The organism is Bacteroides sp. AM32-11AC (assembly GCF_003603515.1).
Classification (GTDB): domain Bacteria; phylum Bacteroidota; class Bacteroidia; order Bacteroidales; family Bacteroidaceae; genus Bacteroides; species Bacteroides uniformis.
In genome coordinates, this window is record NZ_QTNH01000012.1 from 167,860 (window position 1) to 189,450 (window position 21,591).

Below are 21,591 nucleotides of genomic sequence, written 5' to 3' on the forward strand. Positions count from 1 at the left end.
GAGAAAAAATGATATATATGTAAAAGTCTTCATATTGTTTATGGAAAAAACATAAATGAGCGTTGTTTAGTGACTTTTAAAATATACTTTTCGTATCTTTGCGCCCCGTTTACCGTTCTATGGAGGTAGAACAAACTGGCGGTTGGTATTTATTAACATACGTCAAAGAGAGAGAGTTAACGGAGTAATTGTTGCATTAAAGTTAGAGTTTGAATTGATGAAATTGAAGACAATCCTGCCAGTCGTGGCAGTTGCGGGAGTACTCATGTGTGAGCCTGCCGTATTGTTGCATGCCGGTACATCTGATTTTGCTTCTCCCGAAGCTATGGGATGGTTCCGTAAGAAAAAGAAGAGTGAAACCAAGGACAGCGTTCAATCCAAGAGCGACTACGAGAAATTGACAGGTTCCGGTGCTATTGCCCGCAAGGGAATGTTCAATGTTTACCAGAAGAAGAGCGATTATTACTTTGAAGTGCCGGCAAGGCTGCTGGGATGTGATATGCTGGTAGTAAATAAATTACAGCGTGTTCCTTCCGAACTGAATGAGGCAGGTGTGAACCGTGGTACGAATTACGAAAATCAGATGGTGCGTTTTGAATTGGACAAGGCTGCCAACAAGCTGTTGGTACGTCAGAGCCGTCCTCTTCCGTTGGCGCCGGATGAGGATGCCATACGGCAGTCCGTACTGGATAATTATATTTCTCCGCTGATAGCCGGTTTCAAGATTGAGGCATTCAATAATGACTCTACCATGATAGTGGTCAAGGTCAACGATATTTATGATGGTACAGAGACGAGTATCAATAATGTCTTTACGAATATCAACCTGGGAACTTCGGCCATCAAGAATCTCTCCCGCATTTTATCTATCAAAGCTTTTGAGAACAATGTGGTAGCCACTTCCGAGTTGACAACTAAGGTGACCGAGGGAACAACGACTGTGTTTGTTACGGTCGAAGTCAGTTCCTCTCTGTTGCTGTTGCCGGAGAAACCTATGATGGGACGTCTGGATAGTCCGCGCGTAGGTTACTTTACCAATCCGTTGTTGAATTACAGTGACGGTCAGCAGCGTGTAGACAAGAAACCCTTCATCACCCGCTGGCGTCTGGAACCGAAACCGGAAGACCGGGAGCGTTACCTTCGCGGTGAATTGGTGGAACCGGCCAAGCCGATTGTGTTCTACATCGAGAACTCCACTCCCCGTCGTTGGCGGAAATATATCAAGCAGGGAATCGAGGATTGGCAGGCTGCTTTTGAACGTGCCGGATTCAAGAATGCTATCATAGCCAAGGAACTGACGGACAGCATGAATGTGGATAAGGATGACGTGAACTACTCCGTGCTGACCTACGCCGCCTCCACCAAAGCCAATGCCATGGGCCCCTCTATCCTCGACCCCCGTTCGGGCGAGATATTGGAAGCGGACATCATGTGGTGGCATAATGTGCTGGGCATGCTCCAGGAATGGATTACAGTGCAAACCGGTGTCGTACGTCCCGAAGCAAGAGGAGTAAGGCTGCCGGATGAGCTGATGGGCGATGCCATGCGCTTTGTGGCATGCCACGAGGTGGGGCACTCGTTGGGCTTGCGCCACAATATGATTGCTTCCTGGACTTTTCCGACAGATTCCCTGCGTTCCAAAACATTTACGGATCGTATGAATACCACTTCCTCCTCTATCATGGACTATGCACGTTTCAACTATGTGGCACAGCCGGGTGACGGTGTTACGGCGCTTTCTCCCCATATCGGTCCGTATGATATGTTTGCCATAGAATACGGCTATCGTTGGTATGGTAAAGAAACCCCAGAGGCAGAGAAGGACTTGCTTGCCGACTTCCTGAGCCGTCATACAGACCGTTTATATAAATATAGTGAGGCGCAGGATGTACGTGATGCCGTAGACCCGCGTGCGCAGAATGAAGATTTGGGCGATGATGCTGTCCGCTCATCTCTGCTGGGTATTGAGAACTTGAAGCGTATTGTTCCTCAAATCATCCAATGGACTACTACTGGCGAGAAAGGACAGACTTATGAAGAAGCTTCCCGCCTATACTATGCGGTTATCAACCAATGGAACAATTACCTCTATCATGTATTGGCAAACATCGGTGGTATCTATATAGAAAACACCGTTGTGGGCGACGGACAGAAAACCTATACTTTCGTAGAAAAAGAAAAGCAGCAAGCCGCCCTGAAGTTTCTGCTGGACGAAGTGCTGACCTATCCCAAATGGCTGTTCGACACGGAAGTTGGAGAGTACACTTACTTGCTGCGCAACACTCCACTGGGCGTAGTGGAGAATGCACCGACACAAGTGTTGAAGAATGCCCAATCCTATATCCTTTGGGATTTGCTGGGCAACAACCGCCTGATGCGTATGTTGGAGAACGAATCGGTGAACGGCAAAAAGGCTTTCACGGTGGTAGAGCTGATGGATGGCCTGCATCGCAACATCTTTGCCACTACGGAACGCGGTGCCTTGCCGGACGTCATGACACGCGCCTTGCAGAAGAACTTCGTAGATGCACTGATTACAGCAGCTGCCGAAAGCGAAGGAGTGAAAATAAACAAAAAACTGATGGACAACCACTTCTTGCTGGACCATCAGACTGCCCTTTGCAGCTGTGACGAGCATGCCGGTAAGACTTTGGATGCCGACCGTATGGGTGCACACCGCGAACTGAACTTCTACGGTTCGCAGATAAACCGCGTATCTGATGTCATCTCCGTGAAGCGTGGTGAGTTGCTTCGCATCAAAGAATTGCTCCAAAATCGTCTGGGTGCATCGGATATAGCCACTAAATATCATTATAAGGATTTGATTTTGCGTATCAATACTGCATTAGGAGTAAAGTGATTTTTCTTTTCAATAGAGTATTAATTAATTTTATATGTAACGCATGAAAAAACGTGTATTAATCGTTTTGCTATGCTTTGTAGGAGCTTTGTCATCTGCTTTTGCTGCAGAGAAAAAAGTCCAGGGCGTAGTAATATCTTCAGAGGATAACCTACCGCTTATCGGTGCTTCCGTTTATGTGACTGCGGAAGACTTGAAAAAGGCGGGGAGTGCTCAGACTACAATGGGGGTCATCACTGATGTGGATGGTCAGTTCTCTATCGCTATACCTGCGGGGATAACCCGTTTCTTTTGTAGCTACGTGGGATATGACGTATTGGAAGTGAAGCTTGTTCCGGGAAAGGAACATTATGAAATAACACTTCATGCATCTTCCCAAATGCTCGATGCCGTTGTTGTGACGGGTTACCAGACAGTGGAGCGCCGCAAGCTGACGGCAGCGGTATCCAAACTGGATATATCGGACGAGACCATCGGTGCAGTAAAAAGTATCGACCAGGCACTTGCCGGACAAATTGCCGGACTTTCTGTCAGCCCGACTTCCGGTGCTCCGGGTGCTCCGGCAAAGATACGCATTCGCGGTACTGCTTCATTGAATGGTACACAAGACCCTTTGTGGGTGCTGGACGGCATTCCTTTGGAGGGAACGGATGTTCCCGAACCGGATGAGCTGAATGACATCACCAACATGAAGCAATCTTCCATTGCAGGCCTGAATCCGGCAGATATTGAGAATATCACCATCCTGAAGGATGCGGCAGCCACTGCCATCTATGGTGCGAGGGCAGCCAATGGCGTCATTGTGATTACAACAAAGAAGGGTAAGGTCGGTAAACCGGTTATCAATTTCTCGTCCCGGTTTACCTATACTCCTACATTGAGCCTTGACCGGTTGAACTTGCTGAACTCAGCGGAGAAAGTAGGATTGGAAATGGATATGATCCGTAATAACTATTCTCCGGACAATCATAAAGGAGGCGTATATAATATTCTTTCCAATTACAATGAGTTGTCTGCTTTTCAGAATGGAGGATGGGATGCCTTGAGCAGTGATACACAAGCTGCCATCAACCGTTTGAAGAGTGTTAATACAAACTGGGGAGATATCCTTTTCCGCGATGCTTTCAGCCAGGAATATAACTTGAGCCTTTCCGGCGGTACGGAAAGGGTTACGTATTATACCTCTTTCGGCTATTATAAAGAGGATGGAAATGTGGACGGTGTGGGTATGGACCGTTTCAACTTGGTAGGAAAGACTTCCTATAAGGTGAACAGTATACTGAAAGTGGGTGCCTCCATGTTTGCCAACCGTCGCAAAAATACCAATTATCTGACAGATGCATACGGTATGTCGAATCCCGTGTTCTATTCACGCAAGGCTAATCCGTATTTTGAACTTTATGACAAGAATGGCAACTATAATTACGACTACGATATTCAGAACAACACTGATAAGGATTTAGGATTCAACATCTTTGAAGAACGGCAGAACACGTCTAATGAAAGCGTGGTGAATTCTTTTTCATCTATATTTGATGCGGAGTTACGGTTCAATGACAAGTGGAAGCTGACTTCCCAGTTTGGCTATCAGTTGGAAAAAACTTCCAGAGAAGAAATAGCGGACTGGGAAAGCTATGCCATGCGCTATTACTATAAGTTGAGCGAATACTCCCAAGGTGGAGAAACCAAACACTTTCTGCCCGAAGGAGGTATGCAGAAGTCTTATGAAAACTCCAATTCACAGATTACTTGGAAGGCGATGGGAGAATATCGCGACAGCTTCAATGATATTCATGAACTGGAAGTGATGGCAGGTACCGAACTGCGCAAGACTTGGTACGAAACCTTGTTCTCGGCAGGGTATGGCTTCGACCGCAAGACGTTGACCACCAAGCCGGTGATTTTCCCCAACGAAAGTTACGCCACGTCTTTCCCGCTCCATCAGACGACGTATAAGGAGAATGCTTATGTGTCTTTCTACTCTACGGCCTCCTACTCTTTATTGAATCGCTACACGGTGGGAGGAAGTATCCGTTTTGACGGTTCCGATCTTTTCGGTGTGGATAAGAAGTACCGCTATCTTCCTCTTTATTCTGTCAGTGCCTTGTGGCGTCTGTCACAAGAACCGTTTATGCAGCAGGCCAAGTGGGTAGATAACCTGGTGTTCCGTGCATCTTACGGTCTGCAGGGAAATATTGACAAGAATACTTCTCCGTTCTTGTTGGGTACATATCGGTCGGAGAGTATTTTGCCCGGAGTATCGGAAGATGTAATTATCATTAATTCCGCTCCCAACAAGAAGTTGCGTTGGGAAAAGACGCAGTCTGTCAATGCCGGCTTTGATTTTTCTGTATTGAACCAGGCTATCAATCTGAGCGTGGACTATTATTACCGTAAGGGTACCGATTTGATAGCTTTGCGCATGCTTCCTCTGGAGACGGGCTTTACTTCAATGAACGTCAACTGGGCAAGTATGGAGAACAAAGGTGTGGAAATCAGCTTGTCTACCCGTAACATAACGACAAAAAACTTCTCCTGGTACACAAATTTCAATTTTGCCTATAACGGTAATAAGGTATTGCAGGAAAACATACCGGAGCAGCAGACCACTCCGGGACGTGAAGGCTATCCTGTAGGGGCAATTTTCGCACTGAAGACTGCGGGAGTGAATAAGGAAACCGGTAATATGATGTTCTATAATCCGGAGGGAGAGAAAGTGACCTTGAAGGAGCTTTACCGCCTGAAGGACGAGTGGGGGATAGGTATTGCCTCTTCCGATGTAACTGCAGCCGAAGAGAGAACCTTTTATTCGTATATCGGGAGTAGCGATGCTCCTTATACGGGAGGTTTGATTAATACCTTCAGCTATAAAAACTGGGAGCTGAATGTCAATTTCTCTTTGACGTTTGGCGGGTACGTACGTACGCAACCCTCTTATGACATCATCAATCCGGATTATGGCAAGAACTATAATGCGGATGTGCTGAACCGCTGGACTCCGGAAAACCCGAATGCGGAGCTTCCGGCATTTATGCTGAGTGCTTCCAACCCGGAAGAGTACTCCTGGTATGATTCTAAAACCATCTGGAGAGATTTGGATATCTGGGTGAAGAAGCTGAACTACGTACGTTTGCAGAATCTGCGTCTGGGTTACCGTATCCTTGAGCTCCTGACAAAGCGTTTGGGAATGAACTCGGCAACGGTATCTATTGAAGGACGTAATCTCTTCGTGTTTGGTTCGGGATATAATAACTACATGGATCCGGAGTCGATGTACAATCCTTATGCAACTCCCGTACCCAAGTCGGTTACATTCAGTTTGAACTTGAATTTCTAACTTCAAAAGCAGAAAGAAAATGAAGAAAACAATAAGTCTGATGATAATGGCCTGCATGCTTCTGCTTGCGGCATGCGACAACTATCTGGATATACAGCCTACCGGTAGTGTCATTCCCAATTCTTTGGCTGAGTATAGAGCGTTGCTTGCCCGTTCTTATAAGGACGTGAGTAAATTCAGTGACCGGGGAATGGCTTGTTTCCGTTCCGACGAGATGCAGGTTCGGGATAATGAATATGACCAAAATTATTATATGGATATAGAGCGCTGGAACGACCTTGCTCCCAATGCCTATACCTCATCGTTTGAATGGGCCAAGTATTACAATGTACTTTTTATTGCCAATCACGTTATTGAGAGCAGAAGTGATATTAAGGAAGGCACTGAGGAAGAGATAAATCAGCTTGTAGGAGAAGCGTATATGCTCCGTGCTTATGTACATTTCTTATTGGTAAATCTTTATGGACAGCCCTATACTAAGGAGGGAGCTTTGGATACCAAATCGGTACCGCTGAAATTGGATACGGATTTAGAGAAAGTCCTGAAACGCAATACGGTGGAAGAAGTTTATACTTCCATCCAAGCAGATATTGACGAGGCACGCAAACTGGTCATGAAGGCAGAATGGGAACAGAGATATTCATATCGTTTCAATGCGGCTTCGGTAGAGGCGTTTCAATCACGCGTATCCCTTTATAAGGGCGAGTGGCAGGCGGCTTGGGATGCTGCTGAGGCAGTGCTTGCCGTGAAGTCTGTATTGGTAGATTTGAATGATGCCGCTGCAACTCTTCCTAACAGTTATAATTCCGTGGAAAATATTACTCCACTGGAGACACCTCTGAGCAGTACAATCAATGGGGCTGCTCTGGCTACTCCGGTTTTTCTCTCCCTTTATGCTGAGAACGACCTTCGGCTGGACAAATATTTTGCTGAAACGGATGAAAAAGGTTTCCGGAAGAATAAGAAGGCGGGAAGCAATAACTACTTGTGTACTTTCCGTGTGGGTGAAATATATCTGACGGCTGCTGAGGCTGCTGCCCGACTTGGAGAACTGTCTCAAGCACGTACTCGCCTGCTGGAACTGATGCGGAAACGTTATGCACCGGAGGCCTACGAAGCGAAATCCGTTGTTGTCAATGCCATGGATAAGGAAGCGTTGGTACAGGAAATATTAGATGAACGTGCCCGTGAACTTGCTTTTGAAGGACATCGCTGGTTTGACCTTCGTCGTTCCACCCGTCCGCGTTTGGAGAAAGTGCTTGATGGTACGCGTTATGTACTCGAAGAGAATGATGCCCGCTATACATTGGCCATTCCGAAAGAAGCCATAGAAGCCAATCCGGGATTGCTGAACTGATAAAGATAAAACTCCCCGATTCTGTATTGACGAGAATCGGGGAGTTTTGTCTTTATGTGGATTGGATATGTATTTTTTACGTACCTTTGCACCGTTTTTTGTAATAGACAGTATAAGATGATACAGAATCAGAGACCTCCTATCCGTAGAATTGCTTTTCCTATTCTTATAGCATTGAGTATTTCGCATTGTTTGAACGATATGCTGCAATCGGTTATTTCGGCAGTATACCCTTTGTTCAAGGAGGATTTATCCTTGAGTTTTGCCCAGATTGGTCTGATTACGTTGGTGTATCAGATGTCGGCGTCCGTGTTTCAGCCTCTAATGGGATTGTTCTTTGATAAGCGCCCCATTGCCTGGTCATTGCCGATAGGTATGGGCTTTACTTTGGTCGGTATCATGAATCTGGCTTTTGCTACTAATCTGTATTGGTTGCTGGCTTCGGTATTCATTGTGGGTATCGGTTCGTCTGTACTCCATCCGGAGGCGTCACGTATTACTTTTCTGGCTTCCGGCGGAAAACGCGGACTGGCGCAGTCTCTATTTCAGGTGGGCGGGAATTTGGGTGGCTCGCTTGGACCGTTACTGGTGGCTTTGCTGGTAGCTCCTTACGGGAGGCATCACATTGCCTTGTTCATGGTTTTTGCCTTGATTGCCATCGTGGTGATGATTCCTATATGTCGTTGGTTCCGTTCCTACTTGAACCACATCAAGAAACGCCCGATGCTTGTGGCAGGAAAGATAGAACGCCCTCTTTCCTCAAAGATGACGGTGTTTGCCATAAGTATTCTGCTGATACTTATCTTCTCCAAATATATCTATATGGCAAGTTTGACGAGCTACTATACATTCTATCTGATCCATAAATTTGGTGTTACTGTTCAGGCTTCACAGCTTTTCTTGTTTGTCTTCCTGGTAGCCACTGCCATCGGAACATTGGTGGGAGGTCCCGTAGGTGACAGGGTAGGACGTAAATATGTCATCTGGGCTTCCATTCTTGGAACGGCTCCATTTAGTATGATGATGCCTCACGTAGGGCTTGCATGGACAGTAGTGCTGAGCTTCTGTGTCGGTCAGATGCTTTCTTCCGCTTTTCCTGCCATATTGCTGTACGCCCAGGAATTGCTACCCAATAAGCTGGGTTTGATTTCCGGGTTGTTTTTTGGTTTCGCTTTTGGAATTGCCGGTATCGCTTCGGCTGTATTGGGAGGTATGGCAGATAAGTATGGTATAGAGGCTGTTTATAATGTATGTGCCTTTATGCCTTTACTGGGGTTGGTGGCTTGCTTTCTGCCTAATTTGAAAAAGAGATAGAGATTTTTTATTCCCATTGTCAGCCATACGGAGAGAACGAAAGGTGCGGTCAATGTAATAATTCCCCAATTCATTCCCACAATTTGCAATACAACAGAGAGTAAAACGGAACATGCAGCCCATATACAGCTCATCCAGCTTTTACCTCCTAAAGCAAGGGCACACAATACGCCATTATATCCCATCAGACCCATATTCAAAGCTTCGGAATCCACTCCCAATAATGTGGCTAGGAGGAGGGGGAGAAGTGCTCCCAATATGGTATATACTGCTGCATTCCGGGAATTCACGAGAATGCCTGCAAGGAAAAATAGTCCGGTCATCATGTTTCCTTGAAACATCACCTGGCCTATGCCCATACTGAAACATTGTAAGTAATTTATGGAGGAAGAAGCGGGTGTTTCTGTATCAGAGACGAGTAGCATGTCAGGCATCAGCCAACTGCACAATCCCAGCAGCATCCATACAGAAAGGATAAAAGGGGTAGTGAATCCGGGCAACACGCGTTGCATGTTGAAAAACCGTGCAATGTAGGTAGATGCACACGAGGCAATAGCCATCAGCATCAAGGAACTTACAGTCAGAAGCATAAAGACCCCTACGGCTATTCCTACCAGTGTACCGTTAAAACCATATAATCCATTTTTTATATCATCACAGTCATATCCTGAGATACGGGCTGTCAACGTACTTATTATGTTGCCACTTACAGCCAATAGGCCCATTTGCCATGAATTCAAAAAGATTCCAATCAACATCAATAATCCGGACAATGCATTGTTTTGGAACATGACTTGCCCTATGCCACGTCCTAAAATAAGTAATGACTTGCGTGTAAAAGCTTCTTTCATGAGTTGTCGAATGAAAATGGACTATATGTAAATTTATAGCTCGTTAATGCGTACAAAAAAAACGATTAGACTAATCTAACCGTTTTAATTTTCGTGGAGCGTATGAGACTCGAACTCATCACCTCGACACTGCCAGTGTCGCGCTCTAGCCAGATGAGCTAACGCCCCGTTGCCAACGTTTGCAGGCTTGCTTTCGTTTTTGATGGTGCAAATATAATGCATTATTCTGAAATAATTGCTATGTTTGCGAAAGAATTTGAAAAAATAAGTTATGCTGATATATAATACCACTTATCATGTAGAGGAAGGAGAAGACAAAAACTTCCTGATATGGATGCAGGAACACTATCTTCCCGAGGTAGAAAAGAACGGAACATTGTATGCTCCACGTATAGCCCGTATCTTGAGTCATATTGAAGAAGGAAGCATCTGCTATTCTGTTCAGTTTGAGGTAGAAAACTCTGCCAAACTGCATCGTTGGTATCAAGAGCAAGGAGTGAAACTGAACGAGGAATTACTGAATATCTTTAAAGATAAAGTGATTGGCTTTCCTACATTGATGGAGGTAATAGTGTGATACAACCGGTCAAAGAGAAAATAATATTGGGTATAGACCCTGGTACCACCATTATGGGGTATGGAGTATTGCGTGTGGCAGGTGTCAAGCCGGAAATGATAGCCATGGGAATTATCGACCTCCGCAAATTTGGAGACCACTATCTGAAGTTACGTCATATTCATGAACGGGTACTGAGTATCATAGAGAGTTATTTGCCTGACGAGCTCGCTATTGAGGCCCCTTTCTTCGGAAAGAATGTACAGTCCATGTTGAAGTTGGGGCGTGCGCAAGGCGTAGCAATGGCAGCTGCTTTGAGCAGGGATATTCCCATTACGGAATATGCTCCTTTAAAAATAAAGATGGCCATCACCGGAAACGGACAGGCATCCAAGGAACAGGTGGCGGACATGTTGCAGCGTATGCTGCATTTTCCTAAAGAGGATATGCCTACTTTTATGGATGCAACGGACGGGCTTGCTGCTGCCTATTGTCACTTTCTGCAGATGGGGCGTCCCACGGTGGAGAAAGGCTATCATGGCTGGAAAGACTTTATTGCCAAAAATCCGGATAAGGTGAAGAAGTGATAAGAATTGAAATGTAGAATCTAAAAATAATATCATGAAATTGAATGAACTTGCTATCATTGGAGTGGCTGCAACGACGGTTGTAAGCTGCACTCCCGCGAAGACGGAGTATGCTTCGTACGAACTTTACCCTGTCCGTTCGGGTAGTCTGACAGAGATGGAATATACACCTGCTGCCACGCAATTCACATTGTGGGCACCTACGGCGGATGAAGTTCGCCTGATGTTGTTCGAAGCAGGAGACGGAGGGCATGCCTATGAAACTATTTCAATGGAATCCTCTGAAGAAGGAACTTGGAAAACTAAAGTTGAAAAGGACTTGATAGGTAAATTCTACACATTCAATGTGAAAATCAATGATAAGTGGTTGGGGGACACTCCGGGTATCAATGCCAAAGCTGTAGGGGTGAATGGAAAGCGTGCCGCCATCATCGACATGAAATCCACGGACCCCGAAGGATGGGCAGATGATAAACGTCCGGCATTGGCCTCTCCTGCCGATGTGATTCTTTATGAAATGCACCATCGTGATATGTCCATCGACCCGTCGTCGGGTATTGAGCATAAAGGAAAGTTCCTGGCATTGACAGAACAAGGAACGGTAAGTCCCGACAAGCTGGCAACCGGCATTGACCATCTGAAAGAATTGGGAGTGACACATGTACATCTTCTTCCGTCTTATGACTATGCCTCCGTTGATGAGACAAGGCTGGACGAGAACAAGTATAATTGGGGATATGATCCGCAGAACTACAATGTGCCTGACGGCTCTTATTCTACCGACCCCTACAAACCGGATGTTCGTATCCGGGAATTCAAGCAGATGGTGCAGGCTCTGCACAAAGCAGGTATCCGTGTTGTTCTGGATGTGGTGTATAACCATACTTTCAATACATCCGACAGTAATTTTGAACGTACAGTGCCGGGATACTTTTACCGTCAGCGACCGGACGGAACGTATGCAGACGGTTCGGCTTGTGGCAATGAAACTGCCAGCAACCGTCCGATGATGCGTAAATACATGATAGAGTCTGTATTACATTGGATTAATGAATATCACATTGACGGATTCCGTTTTGACCTGATGGGTATTCATGACATCGAGACAATGAACGAAATCCGTAAGGCGGCAACGTCTGTAGATCCGACTATATTTATATATGGTGAAGGATGGGCGGCATCGGCTCCACAGATGGCGGAAGATTCTCTGGCAATGAAAGCCAATACTTATAAGATGCCGGGTGTTGCTGCTTTCTCTGACGAAATGCGTGATGCTTTGCGCGGTCCGTTCAATGATAATCATCAAGGTGCTTTCCTTGCCGGATTGCCGGGAGGAGAGGAGAGCATAAAGTTTGGTATTGTAGGAGCCATCAGGCATCCGCAAGTAAATAATGACTCTGTGAATTATAGTAAGGATCCGTGGGCGGAACAACCTACACAGATGATCAGCTATGTTTCCTGCCATGATGATATGTGCTTGGTGGATAGGCTGAAAGCAAGTATCCCGGGTATTACTCCCGTAGAATTGGCAAAGCTTGACAAACTGGCGCAAACAGCCGTATTCACTTCCCAAGGTGTACCGTTTATTTATGCCGGTGAGGAAGTGATGCGTGACAAGAAGGGAGTACACAATAGTTTTGAGAGTCCCGATTCCATCAATGCGATTGATTGGAGACGAAAGGCGGAGCATGCAGATGTATTTGCTTATTATAAAGGGTTGATACAGCTTCGTAAGAAGCATCCGGCTTTCCGTATGGGTGATGCGGATTTGGTGCGTAAGCATTTGGAATTTCTACCGGTTGACGGCAGCAATGTGGTGGTTTACCGTCTGAAAGAAAATGCCAACGGTGATGCATGGGGAGATATTATAGTAGTCTTGAATGCCCGTAAGGAGCCTGCCAAACTTACCGTACCCGAAGGTAAATATACAGTGGTCTGCAAGGATGGCTTTATCAATGAACAAGGTTTGGGCACACTGTACGGCCCCGAAGTTGTTGTTCCGGCCCAATCGGCACTGATTATGTATAAATGATGATTGGATGATGCAGCAACATACAATACACATAGCGGGGGGCGTAGTACGCAACCCGCTTGTTCGTTTGACAGAGCCTGTCACTCTTGATTTCCTGGCAGGAGAACACATTGCCATTGTAGGACCGAACGGAGCCGGAAAGAGCCTCCTGGTGGATATGCTGACGGGAAAGTATCCTTTGCGTGATGGTGAGCTTACCTATGATTTCTCTCCCTCCCTCACGAAAACTGCCTATGACAATATCAAATACATTGCCTTCCGTGATACTTACGGTTCTGCCGATGCCAATTATTACTATCAACAGCGTTGGAATGCCCACGACCAAGAGGATGCTCCGCTAGTACGCGAAGTGCTGGGAGAGGTAAAAGACGATGTCTTGAGGCGGCAGCTATTTGAACTTTTCAGCATAGAGCCGATGCTTGACAAGAAAATCATTCTTCTCAGCAGTGGGGAGCTGCGCAAGTTTCAGTTGACTAAAGCTTTACTGACTGCTCCCCGAATTCTTATCATGGACAATCCTTTCATAGGGCTGGATGCGCCTACCCGTGAACTGCTTTTTAATTTGCTGGAGCGGCTTACCCGGCTGGGCGAGTTGCAGATTGTCCTTGTGCTTTCCATGTTGGATGACATACCTTCATTTATTACACATGTTGTGCCGGTAGAGGACATGAAGGTGGGCGAAAAGATGGAACGTGAGGAGTATGTGCAGGCATTCTGTGCGGGCAATCAGATGCGTATTCAGGAAGAGGCCGGAGCGTTGGAGGAATTGCAGCGGCGTATTCTCGATTTGCCCTACGAACATGCGAATTTCACTTCGGACGAAGTGGTGAAATTGAACGGGGTTAGCATCCGTTACGATGACCGTACCATTCTGAAGGAGCTGGATTGGACAGTGATGCGTGGTGAGAAGTGGGCGCTGAGTGGCGAGAACGGTGCCGGCAAGTCTACCTTGCTTAGTTTGGTTTGTGCGGATAATCCGCAGTCATACGCCTGCGATATCAGTCTTTTCGGACGGAAGCGCGGAACGGGGGAGAGTATTTGGGAAATCAAGAAACACATCGGTTATGTCAGTCCGGAAATGCATCGTGCTTATCTGAAGAATCTGCCTGCCATAGAGATTGTCGCTTCCGGTCTGCACGACAGCATCGGATTGTATAAACGTCCTCATGCCGAACAGATGTCGGTATGCGAGTGGTGGATGGATATTTTCGGTATTGCAGCCTTGAAAGACAAGCCTTTTCTGCAACTCTCCAGTGGAGAACAGCGTCTGGCATTATTGGCTCGTGCTTTTGTCAAGGACCCGGAACTGCTGATATTGGATGAACCGCTTCATGGACTCGATACATACAACCGCCGTCGGGTCAAGAAGATAATAGAGGCATTCTGCCATCGTCGGGATAAAACGATGATTATGGTAACCCACTATGAGAATGAATTGCCGCAAACAATTACTAACCGTTTATTCTTGAAGCGAAACCGCTGACCGAATAATATTGCGTCAGGGAAAGATAATAAAGGACTAGCGGGAACCATTTATGATGTAAATCGTTATATTTGTAATATCAACCATCTAAACATTTATATCATGAAGTTTTTTATTGATACGGCAAATTTGGAACAGATTCGGGAGGCCTATGACTTGGGCGTACTCGACGGAGTTACCACTAATCCTTCGCTTATGGCAAAAGAAGGTATCAAAGGAGTGGAGAACCAGCGTAAGCACTATGTGGACATCTGTAATATTGTGCAAGGCGATGTAAGTGCCGAGGTGATAGCCACCGACTATGAAGGCATGATTAAAGAGGGTGAAGAATTGGCAGCCTTGAATCCGCATATCGTAGTGAAGGTGCCTTGCATTGCAGAAGGTATCAAGGCCGTTAAATACTTCTCGGGCAAAGGTATCCGTACAAATTGTACTCTGGTATTTTCTGTCGGTCAGGCATTGCTTGCAGCCAAGGCAGGTGCAACGTATGTTTCTCCGTTTGTGGGGCGTCTCGATGATATCTGTGAGGATGGCATTGCATTGGTTGCGAAGATTGTAGAGATGTACCGTTATTATGGATATACCACCCAGGTACTTGCCGCCTCTATCCGTCATACGGCACATATCATGCAGTGTATAGAGGTGGGTGCTGATGTGGCTACTTGTCCGCTTTCGGCCATTAAGGGTTTACTTAATCATCCGCTGACCGATTCCGGTCTGAGGAAGTTCCTTGAAGATTACAAACGCGTGAACGGATAAACTTAAAATATCCTATAAGCCTATCTTTCAATGTAATTATTGACTAATATTGGTGAGAAATAGAATAAAAAGATTTATTTTTGCGCCTTATATTTAGATATACAATAAGGCACCGATGAAAGATAGGCTCATAGGATTTATTAAGACATACTGCTTGTTTGTCTGCATTTTTGTGTTGCAAAAACCACTGTTTATGCTGTTTTACAAATCGCTGTACCCGGATGCCTCGTGTGCGGACTGGTTCAGTGTCATTTGGCATGGGTTACCTTTAGACCTATCTCTGGCTGGTTATCTGACAGCTATTCCCGGTTTTCTTTTCATAACCTCTGTATGGACACTTTCTAAATCCCTTTATCGCATCTGGTGCAGCTATTTCCTCTTCATTTCAGTACTTATCTCCATAATTTTTACTGTCGATTTAGGATTATACGAGTATTGGGGGTTCCGTTTGGATGCTACTCCGTTATTCTATTTCTTTTCCTCCCCTAAAGACGCAGTGGCCAGTGTCAGCATTTGGATGGTGCTGGGGGGAATTGTGGCAATGGCTGTTTATGCTGTCGTGCTGTATGCTGTTTTCTACGGCATCTTGCTGCAGAAGAACCTGTTGCTGCGGATGAAACTGCCTTATCGTCGCCTGAAGGTGTCAGGTATATTGTTGCTGATGACGGGGCTGCTGTTTATTCCTATCCGTGGAGGCTTTACAGTATCTACCATGAATGTGGGGAAAGTCTATTTCAGTGCCGAGCAGCGTCTGAACCATGCAGCTATCAACCCTGCATTCAGTCTGATGGAATCTCTTGCCAAGCAGAAGGACTTTAGCAAGCAATACCGTTTTATGGAAGCTGCGGAGGCCGACCGGCTTTTTAAAGACATGCTTGAACCCGCAGTTGCCGGTGGTCAAACGGAAGAGACGGATTCTGTGCGGCAATCTGCCGATTCGCTGCATACTTTATTCAATACTCAGCGTCCCGATGTACTCTTTGTGATTCTTGAGAGTTTTTCCTCTAGGTTGATGACAGCTTTGGGAGGTGAGCCGAATATTGCCATCCATCTGGATAGCTTGAGTAAGGAAGGGGTGCTCTTTACGAACTTCTACGCCAACAGTTTTCGTACGGACCGTGGACTGGTGGCTATCTTGAGTGGCTATCCTGCCCAGCCCACTACGAGTATTATGAAGTATCCCCGTAAAACGCAGTCCATTCCTGCCATTGCAGGCAGCTTGCGGAAGGCGGGTTATGGTACCAAGTATTATTATGGCGGTGATGCCGACTTTACCAATATGCGTTCCTACCTGATGTCATCGGGCTTTGAAGATATTGTTTCCGACCAGGACTTTCCCGTAACGGAACGTTTAAGTAAGTGGGGGGCGCACGACCATCTCGTATTCAACCGTCTGCTGGAAGACTTGAAAACCGAAGCTGCCGAAGGAACTGCAGAAGAGAAAACTCCTTATTTCCGTGTCTTGCAGACCTCCAGCAGCCACGAGCCTTTTGAAGTACCTTTCCGTCGTCTGGAGAATGACCGGCTGAACGCCTTTGCCTATACGGATAGTTGTGCAGGCGATTTTGTAAGACAGTTCCGTGAGCTTCCCCAGTGGAAGAATACGGTGATTGTGTTTGTTCCAGACCACTTGGGAGCTTATCCCGAACATATCGACAATTTGTCGGTAGAACGCTACCGGATACCTCTGTTGATGGTGGGCGGTGCCGTCCGAGAGCCGAGGCGCATTGACGTCTATGGCTCGCAACATGACATTGCAGCCACATTGCTGGCCCAATTGGCGCTGCCCCATGAAGAGTTTGTCTTCAGTAAAGATATGCTTAATCCCGCTTCCCCTCATTTCGCGTTCTTTACCGTACCCGATGCTTTCGGTATGGTGACAGCGGACAACCAGGTGATATTCAATTGCCAGGCAGGTGCTGTGGTAGTGGATGAGGGCACGGTAAAGGGAAAGAACTTGCCGTTGGGCAAAGCCTATCTGCAGAAATTGTATGACGATATAGCAAAAAGATAGAGGAAGATAATTAAAGTATAAGAGTATAAAGTATGACAGCACTTATGGATGTCTTGCAAGGGGCGATAGATATAGACACAAACATATTCCTTTTCATCAATGGGATGCACAACACCTTTTTCGATTACTTTATGAGTGCCTACAGCGGTAAGTGGGTCTGGGTGCCGATGTATGCTGCCATTTGGTATGTGATGCTGCGCAACTTCCATTGGAAAGTGACTTTGTGCTGCATGGTCGGTCTGGCACTCGTAATTACCATTGCCGACCAGACGGGGGCAACATTGATACGCCCGTATGTGGAACGCCTTCGTCCCGCCAATCTGGAAAATCCCATATCCGACATGGTGCATATCGTAAACGGACATCGAGGAGGGCGTTATGGATTCCCCTCCTGTCATGCTGCCAATACTTTTGGCCTGGCATTCTTTGTCTGGTTTCTTTTCCGTAAACGATGGCTCACTGTGTTTATGATGGGATGGGCGTTGCTGACCTGCTATTCACGTGTCTACTTGGGAGTGCATTATCCGGGCGATCTCATCGCGGGAACATTGGTTGGATTGATTGCCGCATACATTGTATATCGCCTTTTCCTGAAAGTCAGCGGGTATAAGACCATGAAGAAAGTCCCCCATATTTATGCTCCCATATTGGTGGGCGGATTGACGATAGTTGGGATATTGATATATTCCACGGTGATGATATTGCAGGCTCAGAACTGATGATTTATCGTCACCATTGCTTCCCTCGGACGTATATTTAGTCGTGAAGTGTAGCTTTGCGTGGTGGAATACGTTGTGTAAGCATACTCTTTTTTGTTGAACAGGTTGTTGAGGCTTGCTTCCAATCTCCATTTTTTTCTTTTATAGATAAGGGATGCATCTGCGAACACGGTGTTGAGATGTGCGTCCCCTCCTAAGTCATTCCGGTAATGCTCGCCGGATAGCCGTAGGTCTACCTGCCCGATACTGAATGTGAGATGTAGCCGTTGTACGAAGTCCAGTAACGGGGTGAGACGGGTATCACTTCCTATCTTACTGCCGCCATAGCCTAATGTGGCATGATATTCCGCTTCAAAAACATCTGCGGGAGACCAGATTATTTTAGGCTCTGCTTTCAGATAATCATAACGATAGGTCTGCAGAAGACTTTGCCGGTTACCCTCGCTGTCAGCCAGGCGGGTAAGCTGTTCGCCATTGCTGCGACTGAGTAGTAGGGTGAGTGAGGTTTTCAAATGCCAGTCGTATATACCTTTGGAGAAAGTACTGCTGAGATTCCAGCTATCGTTATGGTTCGGTAGTTCACGACGAGTGTAGACAATGGCATTTTCGGAAACACTCTGTTCGAAAAGAGTATTCCGGTTGCTGCGGCTGTAGGTTAGTGCGGCAGTGATGAAAAATTCCTGTACAGTGTTTTTGTACTCTCCGTAGAGATTGTAGGTTTGCGTGAGGCTGGTAGGGAAAAGTCCGTTGCCGTCTCGCCAGGTGCGGTAATCAGTTTGGTAGAGTCCCGGATACAAGTCGGAGAAGTCTTCTGCCGAGCGTTTCAGACTGCCATAAAGGGAGAACGTCCAATGATAATCCAGTTTATAGCGCAAATACATGGACGGATTGAAGAACAGGAACGAACGCTGTTGTGAGAAATACCGATCTGCTTTCAGAGGAAGCGAAAGTGTAGCCAGCCATTTTCCACGTTCCAGCTGGAAGTAGGGGGTAATATGCAATGACAGATGCGAAACATTGAAATCATTGGGCTGTCTTGTCGGAGTATATTTCAGGGTAGCCCGTTCTCCTTGTATTCCTGCCTTATATTGTTGGGTAAATCCATCATACTTTCGTAGATATGCGGCACTGTTATCTGTGTAGAAGTTGTGCTGGTTGAATTTACTTTTTCCTTCTTCGAGTAGTAAGGATGCAGGCTGGTAAGCATACTGTGTCGTCGAACGAAATTCCCAGGTTCCGCTTTCCCGGTTTCGGATAAGATTGAAGTAGTTTCCGGCACTTAGCTGTGACGTTTGCAGAGTTTGTCCCAGTTCCTCCGAACGTCCGCGATTTATTTCTCCGTCTACGGTGAAGCGGTTGGATATATAATTCCGGCTGCTGTTGTCTTCATAACGCAGTTCCAGATTAGCGATGTCACTTCTCAGACGATAATGGTAGGTTTCGTCTATTTGTATGGTATCTGTCGGTTGATAATAGATTTGGGTATTTCCCCGTTGCTGTTGGATTAGCTCATAAGTATATCCGGCTTGCAGGCGTAAGCTGCGGTCATCATTCCATTTGTACATACGGTTGCCGTTCAGGGTGTGGGTTTCATTGAATAATAAGCGATTCTTGTCTAATGGTGCGCTGATGCCCGGCTGGGAGAGAAAACCGGAAAGCGGAACTTGTTGCTGGCCATTTCCGGTCAGTTTGGTTTGCTCGTTGCTGAGGTCCTTGCCATTGTTATTCGTCTTGTAATTATAGACACTCTGTTTTCCTTTACCCAGTTGAAGGGCATTCAGTCTGCCTTCCCACAGGATTTTGTTGTTCTCACTCCATCCGGTTCCCAGAGTACCGTTTGCTATCCATTGATCGCGTGCTTTCGGGTCGAGTTTCAGGTTCAATGCCACCTCATCGGAATTGATTTTTCCTTTCAAGGCCTTTACTGACTGATAGTTCTCCATGATTTCCGCACTCTTTACGGCTTTGGCGCTCAGATTGTTGTTGATTTGGTTATAACGTCCGCCTGTCACGTCCATTCCTTCCACAAAGTAGTGGTCGATGGCTTTCCCTTTATACTTAACCTGTCCGTTTTCATCTACATCCACGCCCGGAAGTTTCTTCAATACATCCTTTATGTGCACATCTTTAGATGAAGCAAACTGTGCCAAGTCATATCTCACCGTATCTTTTCGGGTATTGATACGTCCGGGACGTATTTGTACTTCTTTTAATACGATGGCTTCCGGTTGTAGGCTGAGATTCAGGATTCCTGCCGCATTGATATTCCGCATTTCTCTCTTATAGCCTAACAAAGAAATATTGAGTTGCAGCATTCCGCTATGCTTCCACGGCAAAGAAAATTGTCCTTTGGCATCGGTCAATGCATAGTCTATCGTTGTGTTTCCGCGTAATACACTAATCATTACAGCTTCCAGCGGTTGATTGGTTTCTGCATCTGTTATCTTGCCGCTCAACGTCTGGGCGTAGGTAGGCGACAAGAAACTAAAGAGAAACAGGAAAAATAGAATGATAGTTTTTTTATTCATACACTGCAATAATTGATTGTTTGGCAATTGAAGTTTGTTGAAATTTTTATACGATTATGGTGATTTCGTAATTTATTGATTATCAATGCGTAAAAAGAGGATGCTTAAGTATACGACTGAATGGCATTCACTATACGACTGAATAGGGTTCAGTATACGACTGAAATGCATTCAGTATGCGATAGATTTCACGAATGCTTACGGGTGTGGAGAAATATTATCGTTCCAGTGGATTATAAGGAACGTTTTTCGGGTTCTTGGTTGCATTGCCGTGTTCATCACTAACCTTAACGGTGACGTTCGGCATGCTTCCGGTGATAAATCCTACCGGATCGGCATAATAACGTTCGTGCACTTTGTTGTATGCTTTGCGGTTCATCGGTTCGTGCTTCTTTCCGTCGAAAAGTATCGGCCGATATGTGTGGCATTGCTCTACACCTGTGGCAGTGAATGAATAATGCCCTTCACTGTCTTCGGCTTTCAGTATCAGTCCGGGCAGTCCGCAAAGCTTCCATGGACCTTCGCTTATGGGTATTTCTGCAGTAAACCATGCCGTCCATGTACGGCCTTTTAATTGACATTCGGCTTTGCTGCAAAGGTAGGAGAGGACACTATCGTTTTCTGCCAGTATCTTCCACTGCGGACGTTCATCCGTTTCTTCGCAACGCAGGCGGGATATGCCTGCCACTTCATCGAGAGTCGTTACTTTTCCGGCAGGATAACCTCTGAAGGTTCGTTCGCTCAGTTTGCTTGTTCCGTATTGTTTCAGATGTTCATTAATCGTTTCCTGCGAGGCTTTATTGGCGAAGTCTACTGCCAGTACAGAGTCGCAAACATACTTGGTGTAACTGTAGAACTTAGAGAGATTTTTACCGACTTCCAGCATCATGGTTTCTTCCGTAACATTTTCCGGCTTTTCCGTATTACTGATACAGCGCGTTTCATATTGCACAAGGATTTGTGCTTCACCGATGGTATCATTCTGTATTTTCGTTCCATCAGAAACGATGATTTGTGCCTTAGCTTGTGATGCGAACAATATAGCGAGACACAGATTGAGGAAAATAATTCTTGCACTCATAGTTTTTACATTTTTAGAGGTTTTACATATTGCTTCCAGCGATTATTGTACTGCAAAACTATGCGGATTTTGCTTCAGAAGAGGCTGAAAGTTATTACTGAAATATTACTTAA

14 protein-coding genes and 1 tRNA gene are annotated in these 21,591 nt (G+C 45.9%); 11 read left to right on the forward strand and 4 right to left on the reverse strand.

Going from position 1 to position 21,591, the window contains the following annotated elements; genetic code table 11:
- Window positions 1–217 precede the first annotated feature (217 nt).
- From DW800_RS14350 to DW800_RS14365, 4 genes are all read left to right on the forward strand, one after another.
- Window positions 218–2,860 (forward strand): zinc-dependent metalloprotease, encoded by a 2,643-nt coding sequence (locus DW800_RS14350; RefSeq protein ID WP_117703703.1) that lies wholly within the window; start codon window positions 218–220, stop codon window positions 2,858–2,860.
- 43 nt (window positions 2,861–2,903) lie between these two features.
- The gene (locus DW800_RS14355; protein ID WP_117703704.1) at window positions 2,904–6,197 is read left to right on the forward strand and encodes a SusC/RagA family TonB-linked outer membrane protein; all 3,294 of its coding nucleotides are present in this window, start codon (window positions 2,904–2,906) and stop codon (window positions 6,195–6,197) included.
- 19 nt (window positions 6,198–6,216) lie between these two features.
- Complete coding sequence (locus tag DW800_RS14360) at window positions 6,217–7,554, forward strand: RagB/SusD family nutrient uptake outer membrane protein (protein ID WP_005826376.1); 1,338 nt, start codon at window positions 6,217–6,219, stop codon at window positions 7,552–7,554.
- Window positions 7,555–7,671: 117 nt separating this feature from the next.
- Complete coding sequence (locus DW800_RS14365; RefSeq protein WP_117703705.1) at window positions 7,672–8,868, forward strand: MFS transporter; 1,197 nt, start codon at window positions 7,672–7,674, stop codon at window positions 8,866–8,868.
- On the opposite strand, the gene DW800_RS14370 is transcribed toward DW800_RS14365, so the two are convergent.
- Window positions 8,796–9,719: an urea transporter gene (locus tag DW800_RS14370; protein WP_022401656.1), complete on the reverse strand. Its 924-nt coding sequence runs from the start codon at window positions 9,717–9,719 to the stop codon at window positions 8,796–8,798. The two genes, DW800_RS14365 and DW800_RS14370, sit on opposite strands and share 73 nt — an antisense overlap.
- A 94-nt stretch (window positions 9,720–9,813) precedes the next feature.
- Window positions 9,814–9,887, reverse strand: a tRNA-Ala gene (locus DW800_RS14375).
- A gap of 103 nt (window positions 9,888–9,990) precedes the next feature.
- Here DW800_RS14375 and DW800_RS14380 point away from each other — a divergent pair.
- The 7 genes from DW800_RS14380 (at window position 9,991) to DW800_RS14410 (ending at window position 17,869) form a co-directional block, all read left to right on the forward strand.
- The gene (locus tag DW800_RS14380) at window positions 9,991–10,296 is read left to right on the forward strand and encodes a DUF4286 family protein (RefSeq protein ID WP_022401655.1); all 306 of its coding nucleotides are present in this window, start codon (window positions 9,991–9,993) and stop codon (window positions 10,294–10,296) included.
- Entirely contained in the window at window positions 10,293–10,862 is a 570-nt protein-coding gene (gene ruvC / locus DW800_RS14385; RefSeq protein WP_005826381.1) for a crossover junction endodeoxyribonuclease RuvC, read from the forward strand. The genes DW800_RS14380 and ruvC overlap by 4 nt, the downstream gene beginning before the upstream one ends.
- Window positions 10,863–10,896: 34 nt before the next feature.
- Window positions 10,897–12,894 (forward strand): type I pullulanase, encoded by a 1,998-nt coding sequence (gene pulA, locus DW800_RS14390; protein ID WP_117703706.1) that lies wholly within the window; start codon window positions 10,897–10,899, stop codon window positions 12,892–12,894.
- Window positions 12,895–12,904: 10 nt separating this feature from the next.
- Window positions 12,905–14,377, forward strand: a complete 1,473-nt coding sequence (locus DW800_RS14395; protein WP_117703728.1) for an ATP-binding cassette domain-containing protein — start codon at window positions 12,905–12,907, stop codon at window positions 14,375–14,377.
- 102 nt (window positions 14,378–14,479) lie between these two features.
- Window positions 14,480–15,136: a fructose-6-phosphate aldolase gene (gene fsa / locus DW800_RS14400; RefSeq protein WP_005835793.1), complete on the forward strand. Its 657-nt coding sequence runs from the start codon at window positions 14,480–14,482 to the stop codon at window positions 15,134–15,136.
- Window positions 15,137–15,251: 115 nt separating this feature from the next.
- Window positions 15,252–17,150, forward strand: coding sequence for an LTA synthase family protein (locus DW800_RS14405; RefSeq protein ID WP_117703707.1), 1,899 nt, complete (start codon window positions 15,252–15,254; stop codon window positions 17,148–17,150).
- A 32-nt stretch (window positions 17,151–17,182) separates the two neighbouring features.
- Window positions 17,183–17,869 (forward strand): phosphatase PAP2 family protein, encoded by a 687-nt coding sequence (locus DW800_RS14410; protein WP_044468503.1) that lies wholly within the window; start codon window positions 17,183–17,185, stop codon window positions 17,867–17,869.
- Here the strand turns inward: DW800_RS14410 and DW800_RS14415 are convergent.
- Together DW800_RS14415 and DW800_RS14420 are read right to left on the reverse strand one after the other, a co-directional pair.
- Window positions 17,860–20,397, reverse strand: a complete 2,538-nt coding sequence (locus DW800_RS14415) for a carboxypeptidase-like regulatory domain-containing protein (RefSeq protein WP_117703708.1) — start codon at window positions 20,395–20,397, stop codon at window positions 17,860–17,862. The genes DW800_RS14410 and DW800_RS14415 overlap by 10 nt on opposite strands.
- A 217-nt stretch (window positions 20,398–20,614) precedes the next feature.
- Window positions 20,615–21,478, reverse strand: a complete 864-nt coding sequence (locus DW800_RS14420; RefSeq protein WP_057281764.1) for a GLPGLI family protein — start codon at window positions 21,476–21,478, stop codon at window positions 20,615–20,617.
- Window positions 21,479–21,591: the final 113 nt, after the last annotated feature.

What these genes read in the sequence shown, in the direction of transcription:
- DW800_RS14350 (WP_117703703.1), top strand. Translation starts at nt 218, where the DNA reads ATGAAATTGAAGACAATCCTGCCAGTCGTGGCAGTTGCGGGAGTACTC.
- DW800_RS14355 (WP_117703704.1), top strand. Translation starts at nt 2,904, where the DNA reads ATGAAAAAACGTGTATTAATCGTTTTGCTATGCTTTGTAGGAGCTTTG.
- DW800_RS14360 (WP_005826376.1), top strand. Translation starts at nt 6,217, where the DNA reads ATGAAGAAAACAATAAGTCTGATGATAATGGCCTGCATGCTTCTGCTT.
- DW800_RS14365 (WP_117703705.1), top strand. Translation starts at nt 7,672, where the DNA reads ATGATACAGAATCAGAGACCTCCTATCCGTAGAATTGCTTTTCCTATT.
- DW800_RS14370 (WP_022401656.1), bottom strand. Translation starts at nt 9,719, where the DNA reads ATGAAAGAAGCTTTTACACGCAAGTCATTACTTATTTTAGGACGTGGC.
- DW800_RS14380 (WP_022401655.1), top strand. Translation starts at nt 9,991, where the DNA reads ATGCTGATATATAATACCACTTATCATGTAGAGGAAGGAGAAGACAAA.
- pulA (WP_117703706.1), top strand. Translation starts at nt 10,897, where the DNA reads ATGAAATTGAATGAACTTGCTATCATTGGAGTGGCTGCAACGACGGTT.
- DW800_RS14395 (WP_117703728.1), top strand. Translation starts at nt 12,905, where the DNA reads ATGCAGCAACATACAATACACATAGCGGGGGGCGTAGTACGCAACCCG.
- fsa (WP_005835793.1), top strand. Translation starts at nt 14,480, where the DNA reads ATGAAGTTTTTTATTGATACGGCAAATTTGGAACAGATTCGGGAGGCC.
- DW800_RS14405 (WP_117703707.1), top strand. Translation starts at nt 15,252, where the DNA reads ATGAAAGATAGGCTCATAGGATTTATTAAGACATACTGCTTGTTTGTC.
- DW800_RS14410 (WP_044468503.1), top strand. Translation starts at nt 17,183, where the DNA reads ATGACAGCACTTATGGATGTCTTGCAAGGGGCGATAGATATAGACACA.
- DW800_RS14415 (WP_117703708.1), bottom strand. Translation starts at nt 20,397, where the DNA reads ATGAATAAAAAAACTATCATTCTATTTTTCCTGTTTCTCTTTAGTTTC.
- DW800_RS14420 (WP_057281764.1), bottom strand. Translation starts at nt 21,478, where the DNA reads ATGAGTGCAAGAATTATTTTCCTCAATCTGTGTCTCGCTATATTGTTC.